This window comes from Luminiphilus sp. nBUS_16 (assembly GCF_051201645.1).
Taxonomy (GTDB): domain Bacteria; phylum Pseudomonadota; class Gammaproteobacteria; order Pseudomonadales; family Halieaceae; genus Luminiphilus.
In genome coordinates this window covers 2,626,993-2,638,864 of sequence record NZ_CP179205.1, presented here as the reverse complement: position 1 = coordinate 2,638,864, position 11,872 = coordinate 2,626,993, and the positions used below count along the sequence as shown (strand labels likewise).

The window sequence follows — 11,872 nt, the reverse complement described above, 5'->3', positions numbered from 1 at the left end:
CTTAAAAATGATTGCTAACACGCTAAAAAAACTCTTTGGCTCCCGAAATGATCGGGAGCTTAAACGCATTCGGAAAATGATTGGTCGCATCAACGCACTCGAGGAGGCGTATGAGGCGCTAGAAGATTCAGCGCTGTTGGCTAAGACTGAGGAGTTTCGCAGCCGGCTGACGGCTGGGTCCTCCCTTGATCAGCTGCTTCCCGAAGCTTTTGCCACCGTACGTGAGGCTGGGCGTCGAGCCTTGGGTATGCGGCACTTCGACGTGCAATTAATTGGTGGCATTGTTCTTCACGAGGGCAAAATCGCGGAAATGCGTACGGGGGAAGGTAAGACGTTAGTGGCAACCTTGCCCGCTTATTTAAACGCGTTGGCCGGAAACGCGGTGCACCTGGTCACGGTAAATGATTATCTGGCGAGCCGAGACGCTGCATGGATGGCGCCACTGTATGAATTTTTGGGTATGACGGTAGGGGTGATCAGATCTGGAGCAGGACCCGCTGAGAAACGTGACGCCTATGCCTGCGACATCGTTTACGGCACGAACAATGAATTCGGTTTTGATTATCTTCGAGACAACATGGCGTTTAGTTTGGCAGATAAAGCTCAGGCAAATTTGGCTTTTGCCATTGTCGACGAAGTTGACTCCATCTTGATTGACGAGGCGAGGACGCCTTTGATTATTTCGGGGGCAGCTGAAGACTCCTCGGAAATGTATCGACGGATTAACAAGCTGATTCCCCAGCTGGTGGCTGCGACAGAGGTGGATGAGGGTGATTTCACGGTCGATGAAAAGCAGCGCCAAATTGAACTCACCGAAGCAGGCCATGAGAAAATTGAAGGCCTGCTGATTGCGCAAGGGTTGTTAGAGGACGACGATAGCCTGTATGCCGCCACTAACCTCGGCCTCCTGCACCACGTGCACTCTGGGTTGCGTGCCCACGTGCTGTATCAGCGAGATGTTGAATACATTGTTCAAGAGGGTCAGGTGGTCCTGATCGATGAGCACACCGGTCGAACGATGGCGGGACGGCGGCTCTCTGAGGGCCTGCATCAGGCAATCGAGGCGAAGGAAGGTGTCGATATCCAAAATGAAAGTCAAACCTTAGCCTCGACCACCTTCCAGAATTACTTTCGCCTCTACGACAAACTTGCGGGTATGACAGGCACTGCAGACACCGAGGCCTTCGAGTTCCGCCAGATTTATGGACTCGAGGTTATTGTTATACCCACGAATAAACCCATGCTTCGTAATGATATGAACGACCTGGTCTATATGACGCGGGAAGAGAAGTTTGACGCTATTGTGGAAGACGTTAAGTCTTGCATCGAAAATGGCGCCCCGGTGCTGGTGGGCACCGCTTCGGTTGAGACGTCGGAAGAGCTTTCCGCGCGTTTCAAACAGGGAGACATTGAGCACAAAGTGCTGAATGCTAAATATCACGCACAGGAGGCAGAAATTATTGCCCAAGCGGGACGTCCTGGCGTCGTAACAATTGCGACCAATATGGCTGGGCGGGGTACTGACATCGTTTTAGGGGGCAACCTTGAATCGGAGCTTGAAGCCGCGGGAGAGCTTGATGCTGAGGCTGAAGAGACGCTACGTGAAGCTTGGTTAGCGCGCCACGACGCGGTGCTTGAGGCTGGCGGCTTACATATTTTGGGCACTGAACGCCACGAATCGCGAAGAATCGATAATCAGCTTCGAGGACGTTCTGGGCGACAGGGTGATGCTGGAGTCTCACGCTTTTATTTGTCGCTGGACGACAATTTGATGCGTATTTTTGCTTCGGACCGTGTCAAAAGTTTCATGCAGGCACTGGGCATGGAAAACGGAGAAGCCATTGAGCACCGCATGGTGACCAACGCGATCGAAAAGGCTCAACGCAAGGTTGAAGGCCGCAATTTCGACATTCGAAAGCAGCTTCTCGAATACGATGATGTCGCCAACGACCAGCGCCGAATTATTTATCGGCAACGAGATTCGCTGCTGGGCGAAGAAGAGGTGACTGAAACGATTACCCAGATTCGAGCGGATGTGGTCAATGGATCTGTTGACAGTTTTATTCCTCCTATGAGCGTGGAGGAGCAGTGGGATATTCCCGGTCTTGAGCGACAGCTTGAGGCGGAGTTTGCGGTTACGTTGCCATTGCAGGCCTGGTTGGAAGAAAATAAAGGGCTCCACGAGGAGTCGCTGCGCGACAGAATTGTTGAGGAAGTTCAGGCGGCCTACGATACGAAAGCCAGTGTGGTTGGCGAGGGTATGCGCCAGCTTGAGAAGCAAATTATGCTTCAGGTTCTTGATACGCTGTGGAAAGAACACCTTGCCACGATGGATCAGCTTCGCCAGGGCATTCATTTACGGGCTTATGCCAATAAAAACCCAAAGCAAGAATATAAGCGTGAGTCTTTTGCGTTATTTGAATCATTACTCGACCGCTTAAAGCATGAAGTCGTGCGCTTTTTAAGTCAGGTGCAGGTGCAGCGTCCCGATGAGGCCGCAGAAATTGAACGCCGTCGTCGGGAGGAGGCAGCCCGCCAGCAGGTGGCTTTTGAGCACGCTCAAGCCTCATCGGTATCCAACGATGCAGCAGCCGGAGATACCTCCCCGCAGGCTAAGCCACAAACTGTCGTCAGAGAAGCGCCTAAAGTTGGGCGTAATGATCCCTGTCCCTGTGGTAGCGGGAAAAAGTATAAGCAGTGTCATGGAGCACTAAGCTGATGACGCGACCTGTTCCCGGTGTTCGCCTCGGCGTTGCGCAGGCAGGTATCAAGCAGGCTGGTTGCGATGATCTGGTACTTATAGAGCTCGCCTCGGGCAGCACCAGTGTGGGCCTTTTTACGCAAAACGCGTTTCGGGCAGCGCCCGTACAAATTGCTCAGGAACACCTTCAGGTGACGAGTGGCAGAGCATGTTACTGGCTTATAAACACCGGTAACGCCAACGCGGGCACAGGTGTGCCGGGCTATGAGACCGCAAAGAACACCTGTGGGGCTGTGGCTGAACTGCGAGGCTGTCAGGCTGCTGAGGTTTTGCCTTTTTCCACTGGCGTCATTGGCGAGCCTTTGTCCCCTCAGCTAATCAATGATGCGCTTCCTAGTGCTTGCGAGAGCCTTAACGAGGGCCACTGGCAGCGTGCTGCTGAGGCAATACTAACCACTGATACCCGAGCCAAAGTGGCATCACGCGTGGTCTCGATTTCGGGCGCGGACGTGACGTTGACGGGTATGGCGAAGGGTGCCGGCATGATTCGCCCCGACATGGCCACTATGCTGGCATTTATTGCCACGGATGCCGAAGTATCGCCTGCAGGCCTTGATGGTTTATTCAGGCAGGCAGTGTCGGCAAGCTTTAATCGTATTACCGTCGATGGTGATACCTCCACGAACGATGCTGCCATGTTGGTGGCAACGGGATGCTCGGGTATCGCCGTTGAAACCGCAGGTGCGGAGGCTCTTACGCTATTTACGGAGGCCCTTGAGAGCCTATGCTTAGAGCTCGCACAAGCAATTATTCGCGACGGAGAGGGCGCGACAAAGTTTGTCGAAGTAAAAGTGGATGGTGGCATCGATGCCGATGAATGTGATGCTGTGGCCTTTACCATTGCGCATTCTCCGCTTGTGAAAACTGCATTGTTTGCCAGTGATCCCAATTGGGGGCGTTTGCTTGCGGCCATTGGCAGAGCGGGCCTGAAAAATCTTTGTGTCGAAGACGTGTCCCTCTACCTAAACGACGTGCTGATTGCTGTAAATGGTGCAAGGGCTCCAGATTACACTGAGGCCAAGGGCCAAGCCGCTATGGCCTCGTCTGAGCTCGCCATACGGGTTGATCTTAACCGTGGCGCTACCAGCAGCCGTGTATGGACGACAGACTTCTCTTATGAATACGTGCGTATTAACGCGGAATACAGGACCTGAATCCTGTGAGTGAACTGCATGTTGCGGTGGGTGTGTTGACCGACGCTAAGGGGCGTATTCTCATCGCCCGCCGGCCGGCTGAGCTCCACCAAGGAGGGTTGTGGGAGTTCCCGGGAGGCAAACTCGAGCCGGGAGAGACCCTTGAGTGCGCTTTGGCGCGGGAGTTGAAAGAGGAGCTGGGTGTGACGGTAAAAGCCACTGAGCCACTCCTTGAGATTCGACATGATTATGGCGATCGCGAAGTCTTTCTTGATGTGCATCGAGTGATCGCATGGCAAGGGGAAGCGCAGGGGATGGAAGGGCAACCATTAGCTTGGACTTTGCCCGCTGCACTTGGGGACTTTGATTTTCCCGCAGCAAATGTGGCTATCGTTGAAAAGCTGCGGTCGACTTAATTTCAACCACCACCAACCACCTGGGTGCGCGAAGATGTTTTCTCCTGTTGCTGGCTGGTGGGCAGCAAGAGGCGAACTAACCATAGGTGCCGTGACTGCTCTGGATAGACTCAACGGTGGCGCGCAAGAGTCTAAATTATGGTGCGGTAAAAAGCCCTGTGTCTGCTAAGCGCTAGGTGTCTTAAGGCGACTGATTGTTATCGCGTTTCACCGTGAGCCTTTGCCAGCTTCAACATGCGCTGATGGAGCGCATCAGTTTGAGTGTTTAAATCGTTAAGATTGCTGGTGTTGTCAATGACTTCATCTGCCCGACTGACTCGTTCAGTTCTTGGCAGTTGGGCCGCCATGATATTTTGAATGAGTTCGGCACTGTTGCTATCACGCGCCATCGTGCGGTCTATTTGCAGCTCTTCGGTGACATCGACCACTACAACATGGTTCACAAAACTGTGCTGTTTTGCTTCGAGGAGTAGTGGGGAGCTGAGTACTACGTATGGGGATGTCGCGCTTTGCAACTGGTCTTCGATCTCTTGTCGTATTGCGGGATGGGTTATACCCTCTAACCACCTGCGAGCTTCTGGATCTTCAAAAACAATCTTGCGCAGTGCGGCACGATCTAAACTGCCGTTTTGCTGCAAAATATTTTTTCCAAAGCGCTCAGCAATGGCAGCAAGGGCTGGTTGGCCGGGCTCGACTACGACACGTGCCGCTAAATCTGCGTCAACGACATCAACTCCGAGAGTTTCTAAGCGTGCCGTGACCGCCGACTTTCCGCTGCCAATGCCACCTGTAATACCGACTACAAAATTCATAAGCTGTCGCTGTTCATAGACCAATAAAACTGAAGTAGGCGGCTGTTAATCGATCGCCAAAAAATAGGGTTATCAAACCGGCTCCCGCCAGATAGGGGCCAAAGGGCATGGGGACTTCGCGCCCCTGTTTTTTTAACAAAATAAGTAAAATGCCAATAAAGGCCCCGACAAAGGACGACAAAATAATGATGAGGGGTATTGTTTGCCAGCCAAACCAGGCACCCAATGCGGCTAACAATTTAAAGTCACCGAAGCCCATGCCATCTTTACCTGTAGTGAGTTTGAAAATCCAATACACACTCCACAGCGTTAGGTAGCCCGCCGCAGCACCAACAACAGCATCGTTTAGCGAGGTAAACGCTGAATTTATATTAAGTAGCAGCCCCAACCAAAGCAGCGGTAAGGTAATGCTGTCGGGTAGAAGCTGCGTGTCTATGTCAATGCCGGTTAAGACGACCAACGACCATATGAGTAACAACGCACCTGCCAGTTGCAGGGTCGGCCCAAATACCATGGCTGCGGCAAAAGATAGTAGGGCCGTACAGAGCTCTATGATGGGGTAGCGGCTGGAGATAGAGGCACCGCACCCCGCGCAGCAGCCTCGCAAAAATACATAACTTAAAACTGGAATATTGTGCCAAGGTTTTATAGCTATTCCGCAGTCTCTGCACTGCGAGTTTGGGGAGCTTAGAGAAAGCGGAGCTGTGTCAGCCGGCGTTTGTTCTAGCAATTCACAGCAGTCGCGCTGCCAAGCTTGCTCCATCATCTTCGGAAGTCGAAAAATCACGACATTGAGAAAGCTACCTACGATCAAACCCAGAAGTGTGGTGGCGGTTAACAAAAACCACGGTACCTGCATTGCGCTGCTGAGATTATCCAACGCCGGTTAACCTATTACCGAGCCCAGCATGAAGATAGGTAGGTACATAGCGATCATAAGCCCGCCCACCAAAACGCCCAAAACGGACATGATAATAGGCTCCACGAGAGAGCTGAGACTGTCGACGGCATTATCGACTTGCGCCTCGTATTGATCGGCCACTTTGCTCAACATTTCATCAAGCGCCCCAGACTCCTCGCCAATAGCGGTCATCTGCAACAGCATGGCTGGAAATAAACCTGTGCTGCGCGTTGCCTGGTACAAAGACGTTCCCGAGGTAACATCGTCTCTTATCTGCCGGATGCCTCGGGCATAAACCGCATTGCCGGCAGCGCCTGCTGTTGAGTCTAGAGCTTCCACCAAAGGGACTCCTGCTGCAAAAGTCGTTGAAAGCGTGCGACTGAAACGTGCGACAACGGCGTCATGAACAATAATGCCGACTACTGGTAATTTTAAGGTCAGTGAAGCGACGCGGGCATGGAAGCTGGGCGAACGCTTTAAACCTTGGGAAGCGCCCCAAATCCCCAGCACGATGGTGCCTGCAAAAAATAACCACCACTGTTGCATGAACTCTGAGAGGGCTAGCACAAACAATGTAAAGCCAGGTAGGTCGGCGCCAAAGCCTTTAAACGTCTGAGCAAATGTTGGTACAACCTTTACTAGAAGTATCCCCGTGACCACAATAGCGACTGTTATAACAGCGATAGGGTAGGTCATGGCTTTGCGGATTTTCGCTTTAAGAGCCTCGGTCTTCTCTTTATAGGTGGCAACGCGGTCTAACATAACCTCGAGAGTGCCCGAGTTCTCCCCGGAGGCGACAAGGCTGCAAAAGAGGTCATCAAAATATTTGGGATGTTTTGCTAATGCCGTTGCGAGCCCCCCTCCGGCGGAAACCTCACTCTTAATTTGTCCCACCATTTTATTCATTGCCGGATTTTCGAGACCTTCCTGCACAATCTCAAAGCTTTGCACCAGGGGTACACCCGCCTTCATCATTGTGGCCATTTGGCGTGCAAATATTGAAATGTCCGCGGCCTTTATAGCTTTGCCCAAATTGGAGAAAAGTGGCTTTGACTTTTTCTTTACGGACTTGGCGGTTATCCCCTGCTTGCGCAGCTGCGCCTTGGCCAGAGCTTGGCTGGTAGCGAGAATCTCTCCACGCCCTTTCTGCCCATTTTTGTTGAGCCCGCTCCATACAAAAGTTGAGTTCGTCGCCATACCGTTCTGAGTCTCCAGCTGTTAGTCCGTCGTGACGCGATTAACTTCTTCCAGACTAATTAGCCCTTGTGCGGCTTTTCGGAGTGCCGAAAGACGAAGGTCGGCAAAACCTTCGAGGCGAGCTTGTCTATCCAGATCGAGCGAGTTGTCGCCATCCATAATCAGGTTGGCTAGGCTTTTAGTCACCTTCACGACCTCGTAGATACCGACGCGACCTCGATACCCGTCTTTGCAAAGCTCGCAGCCAACGGCGCGTTTGATGGTGGCGTCTTCGAGCATTTCATCACTAAAGCCCAGCTCCATCAGTGCGTCGTGGGGGACTTCTGTTTCTGGGATGCTGCATTGTGTACACAAACGACGAGCAAGGCGCTGGGCTATTATGAGCGAGACCGAAGAGGCAATGTTATAGGCCGGTACACCCATGTTCATCATACGGGTGATGGTTTCTGCAGCACTGTTTGTGTGCAGGGTAGACAAAACGAGGTGGCCCGTTTGGGCTGCTTTTATGGCGATTTCAGCGGTCTCTATGTCACGAATTTCCCCCACCATAATAATGTCTGGGTCTTGGCGCAGGAATGAGCGAAGGGCCTCGGCGAAATCCAATCCAACCTTATTATTGACTAAAACCTGGTTAACACCTTCCATGTTGATTTCAACCGGATCTTCGGCCGTTGAAATATTGCGCTCATCGGTGTTCAAAATACCTAAACCTGTGTAGAGCGATACCGTTTTACCGGATCCCGTGGGTCCGGTTACCAGGATCATGCCTTGTGGTTTAGCCAAGGCTTCTAGGAATAATTGCTTTTGATCATCGTCATAACCCAAGGCATCAATTCCCATTTGGGCCGATGCAGGGTCGAGAATACGCATGACGATTTTCTCGCCAAACATGGTAGGCAGCGTATTAACCCGGAAGTCGATAGACCGGTTTTTGGAAAGCTTCATTTGTATGCGACCATCCTGAGGAATGCGTCGCTCGGAAATATCCATTTGAGACATAACTTTGATTCTAGCTGCTAGTCGCGGTGCCAGTGTTCTGGGTGGCTTGACGATTTCACGAAGAATCCCATCTGTTCGAAACCTAACGCGGTAGTTTTGCTCATAAGGTTCAAAGTGGATATCAGAAGCGCCTTGCTTAATGGCATCCAGGAGAACTCTATTCACGAAGCGAACGATAGGCGTATCGTCGACGGCACTGGTATCAGCATCATCTATCTCGCTCGTGTTTTCATCAACAATATCCAGATCAAACTCGGAATTTTCCCCCAACTGATCTATCTCAGAATTTAAAGAGTCTTGCTGGTCTAAAATCTCGGTGAGCAGTTTGGAAAGGGCTCGCTGGTCAACCACAACGGCTTCAGTACTGATGCCCGTGGCGAACTTTATTTCGTCTAGGGCTGAAATATTTGTAGGGTCAGCTAAGGCTATGAACAATCGGTTCCCACGTCGATAAATAGGTACAGCTTGGTGCTTAGTCATGAGTGCGGTTGACACGAGTTTGTCCGGAAGCACGCGGCGGTCAATAGCCGTCAGGTCTAGCAGAGGAACGCCAAACTCAGTAGCGGCTAGCTCGGCTAGTTCGTAGCTATCAACATCGAGGGCTTGTGAAAGGTAGTTGATGAGGGAGACTTTTTTTTTGCTCGACTCGCGGATAGCGGCCTGAGCTTGCTCAGTCGAAATGACACCATCAGCCACCAGCCGGGCTGATAAGCCGGTCAGTAGGGCTGGCTTTTGAGTGACGTCGACGTTCAAAATATTGCCTCTTGGCCGATCGTGTTGGTTAGGTTTAGGCCTGAGTATACAGTGAAAGTAGTCATCCTCCACACCAGCAAAGTGACCCTTGTGACTAATTTAATATGGGCAGAGTGCAGCAAGGTTTGTCCCAGGGAGCCGGCGAGCGATAGGCACGGCTGCATTTGGCAAAGCGGGGTCGCTAGTCGACCAATCTAGATCGGTAAGTCATCAGTTGGGGTAAGTGACGGTACAGGGAGGAGTGCTAGCAGGGTTAAAGTGCGAGCGTGCTGTGGAGAGCGCCAACACTTCAGCGGCTCTCCACAGTGCTAACGGTGTAGCAACTGGCTTATTAACAATATCCCGCCGCTACGCAAGTTCCGGTTTGTGTCCAGATAAGACTCCCTGCGCCAGGTTGTGTTGGGGTCAGGATGCTGGTTTTGCCGCCAGCTGCTGCGGTTCCTGTAACCGTGATAACGCCGTTGGTTACAGTCATAGCGCTGACATATTCCCCATTGATATCAACAGCCGGGATGCCATAGGCGCCTGCGTCACAATCGGCAATTGCTGCAATGCCTCTTTCAGTCACGCAAAGCGACACCGCAGTCTTATAGGCTTCTCCAGAAGATATAACTTCCGCAAATTTGGCTTTCGACACGTAGTCTTGGTAGGCCGGTAACGCAACCGCAGCCAAAATGCCGATAATCGCAATCACGATCATCAGCTCGATTAGGGTGAAACCTTTTTGAGTTGCTTTGTTCATATGTTCTCTCCTGAGAAATTAGACTCCATGGGATTCGCGGTGCAAGTCGCTAAAGTGCTCAACCTTGCCCCTTCTTACACCTGCACCAAGCACAGGCTGTGCCAAAATTTTGGTGAATTCTGGAAGTGTGGCGCAAATAGCTGAAAACAATAGATATTAAGAAAAATTCTTACTGAGGCCTGATGCTAATAAACTGAATGCCGCCCTCTCTTTGTCAAACTTGAGCTGACGCGCTGCGACTCCAATGAAAAAATTACGTCTAAATTTGACAAATATCGTCACTTCTAGTTTTTTGTGGAATGCCTCTTGCCGCCTATTCTGGGCCTCACATCACAGTTTCCCGCTAGCGGTGGGTAATGCCTCCATCACGGGGTAGCTGGTACTCTCCTGCACTCCGGGTAGCTGCATTAGGCTGCCGCCCAGAAATGCTCGGTAATCTGTCATGTCGCGAACCCTCGCTTTGATCAGATAATCAAAGTTGCCGGCAATTAAGTGGCATTCTTCAATTTCGGGAACGTCACGAACTGCGTCGGTGAATTCGCTAAAAGCATCTCCGGCAGTCCGTTGCAGTGTAATTTGCACGAATACAATCAACCCGCGACCCAGCTTTTCTGGGCTCAGGTTGGCGTGGTAGCCGCAAATGTAACCGTCGCGCTCCAGTCGTTTTACACGCTCTTTACAGGGCGTTGTGGTTAAACCTACCTGGCGGCCCAATTCCGCGAAACTCAGTCGGGCATTTTGTTGTAGACACCGAAGGATCTTGCGATCTATGCGGCTTAAATTTTGGTCTGACATTGTTAGAACTCTTAGTTATAAAAAAGGCGGATGGCTTGATTTTTGGGTGATAAGCTGGTCGGATTGGTTGAAAATAATCTTTAATGTAGTCGATTTAACTATATTTTTGCAAAATTTACAGCACAAATTTATTAAAATTAACGCTAACTTGGGTCGTTAACGCAGAGCCTCCAGCATCTGCAAGCCACTACCGGAGTTTTCTATGATCGTTGGCATACCTAAAGAAATTAAAAACCACGAATACCGCATTGGCATGACGCCCGCTGGGGTTGGTGAGTTGGTCAATCGTGGTCATCAGGTATTGGTCGAAACCGAAGGTGGGGTCGGTGTGGGTTTCGACAACGCCAGCTATGAGGAGGTTGGGGCGCAAATAGTAGCGAGCCCTGAAGACATTTTTGCCGCTGCCGATATGATTATTAAAGTTAAGGAACCTCAGCCCAATGAGTGCCGAATGCTGCGTTCGGGGCAGATTTTGTTCACCTACTTGCACCTCGCTCCAGATCCCGAACAAGCTCAACTATTACTGGATTCGGGTGTTTCAGCCATCGCCTATGAAACGGTAACCAATGCTAAGGGTGGGTTGCCCTTGTTGGCGCCAATGAGTGAGGTAGCAGGGCGTATGTCGATTCAAGCCGGCGCACACCACCTTGAAAAAGCTCAGGGTGGCAACGGCATGTTGTTGGGGGGAGTGCCGGGGGTCGAACCCGCCAGAGTGGTGGTGCTGGGCGGCGGCGTTGTCGGTACACAGGCCGCTAAAATGGCCGCCGGTTTGGGCGCTCAGGTGACCATTTTTGATCGTTCGATTGAGCGATTACAGCAGCTCGACGATCTGTTTCAGGGGCGAGTTGTGGGTCTTTACTCTACTCAAAACGCTGTGGAGCAATACGTTCGAGCGGCTGATCTCGTTATTGGTGCGGTCCTCATTCCCGGAGCGTCAGCCCCAAAATTAGTGACTCGAGACGATGTGGCCGCCATGCGCCCCGGCGCCGTGCTAGTCGATGTGGCCATTGATCAGGGTGGTTGTTTTGAAACCTCACAAGCGACCACCCATCAGTCGCCAACGTATGTGGTTGATGATGTCGTTCACTACTGTGTTGCAAATATGCCGGGTGGCGTGGCGCGCACTGCGACCATGGCATTGACCAATGCGACGCTGCCTTTTGCCCTTAAGTTGGCCGATAAAGGCTTGGCCGCACTTCAGGATGATGGTCACCTGCGTCAGGGCCTCAATGTGCACGGTGGGCACATTACTCACGAGGCGGTGGCTGTAGCACTTAACGCCGATTACCTGCCCGCAGATAAAGCGCTTAACCCGCTCATGTTAAGCGCTTAAACCGTAGGCATTTGTTGAGCCCTACCTCGA

The 11,872-nt window shown here is 51.7% G+C and carries 10 protein-coding genes; 4 read left to right on the top strand and 6 right to left on the bottom strand.

The window, feature by feature from the left end:
* The first annotated feature begins 7 nt into the window (after window positions 1–7).
* From secA to mutT, 3 genes are read left to right on the top strand one after another with little or no spacing between them, the layout of a single operon-like run.
* Window positions 8–2,719, top strand: coding sequence for a preprotein translocase subunit SecA (gene secA, locus ACMAY6_RS11725; protein WP_435212059.1), 2,712 nt, complete (start codon window positions 8–10; stop codon window positions 2,717–2,719).
* On the top strand, window positions 2,719–3,915 hold the full coding sequence (gene argJ / locus ACMAY6_RS11720; RefSeq protein WP_435212057.1) for a bifunctional glutamate N-acetyltransferase/amino-acid acetyltransferase ArgJ: 1,197 nt from the start codon (window positions 2,719–2,721) through the stop codon (window positions 3,913–3,915). Before secA ends, argJ begins: the two co-directional genes overlap by 1 nt.
* 5 nt (window positions 3,916–3,920) lie before the next feature.
* Entirely contained in the window at window positions 3,921–4,310 is a 390-nt protein-coding gene (gene mutT, locus ACMAY6_RS11715) for an 8-oxo-dGTP diphosphatase MutT (protein ID WP_435212056.1), read from the top strand.
* A 197-nt stretch (window positions 4,311–4,507) separates the two neighbouring features.
* Here mutT and coaE read toward each other — a convergent pair whose 3' ends face one another.
* The 6 genes from coaE to ACMAY6_RS11685 form a co-directional block, all read right to left on the bottom strand.
* The gene (coaE, locus tag ACMAY6_RS11710) at window positions 4,508–5,122 is read right to left on the bottom strand and encodes a dephospho-CoA kinase (protein ID WP_435212054.1); all 615 of its coding nucleotides are present in this window, start codon (window positions 5,120–5,122) and stop codon (window positions 4,508–4,510) included.
* Between the two features lie 13 nt (window positions 5,123–5,135).
* A complete protein-coding gene (locus ACMAY6_RS11705) occupies window positions 5,136–6,002 on the bottom strand; it encodes a prepilin peptidase (protein WP_435212052.1) in 867 nt (288 codons plus the stop codon).
* Between the two features lie 6 nt (window positions 6,003–6,008).
* Window positions 6,009–7,220, bottom strand: coding sequence for a type II secretion system F family protein (locus tag ACMAY6_RS11700; RefSeq protein WP_435212051.1), 1,212 nt, complete (start codon window positions 7,218–7,220; stop codon window positions 6,009–6,011).
* Window positions 7,221–7,241: 21 nt separating this feature from the next.
* Window positions 7,242–8,972 (bottom strand): type IV-A pilus assembly ATPase PilB, encoded by a 1,731-nt coding sequence (gene pilB, locus ACMAY6_RS11695; RefSeq protein ID WP_435212049.1) that lies wholly within the window; start codon window positions 8,970–8,972, stop codon window positions 7,242–7,244.
* Window positions 8,973–9,303: 331 nt separating this feature from the next.
* Entirely contained in the window at window positions 9,304–9,714 is a 411-nt protein-coding gene (locus tag ACMAY6_RS11690; protein ID WP_435212047.1) for a pilin, read from the bottom strand.
* Between the two features lie 330 nt (window positions 9,715–10,044).
* A complete protein-coding gene (locus tag ACMAY6_RS11685) occupies window positions 10,045–10,509 on the bottom strand; it encodes an Lrp/AsnC ligand binding domain-containing protein (RefSeq protein ID WP_435212045.1) in 465 nt (154 codons plus the stop codon).
* A gap of 202 nt (window positions 10,510–10,711) precedes the next feature.
* On the opposite strand from ACMAY6_RS11685, the gene ald reads away from it, so the two are divergent.
* Window positions 10,712–11,842 carry an alanine dehydrogenase gene (ald, locus tag ACMAY6_RS11680; RefSeq protein WP_435212043.1) on the top strand — a complete coding sequence of 377 codons (1,131 nt, stop codon included), beginning with the start codon at window positions 10,712–10,714 and terminating at the stop codon, window positions 11,840–11,842.
* Window positions 11,843–11,872: the final 30 nt, after the last annotated feature.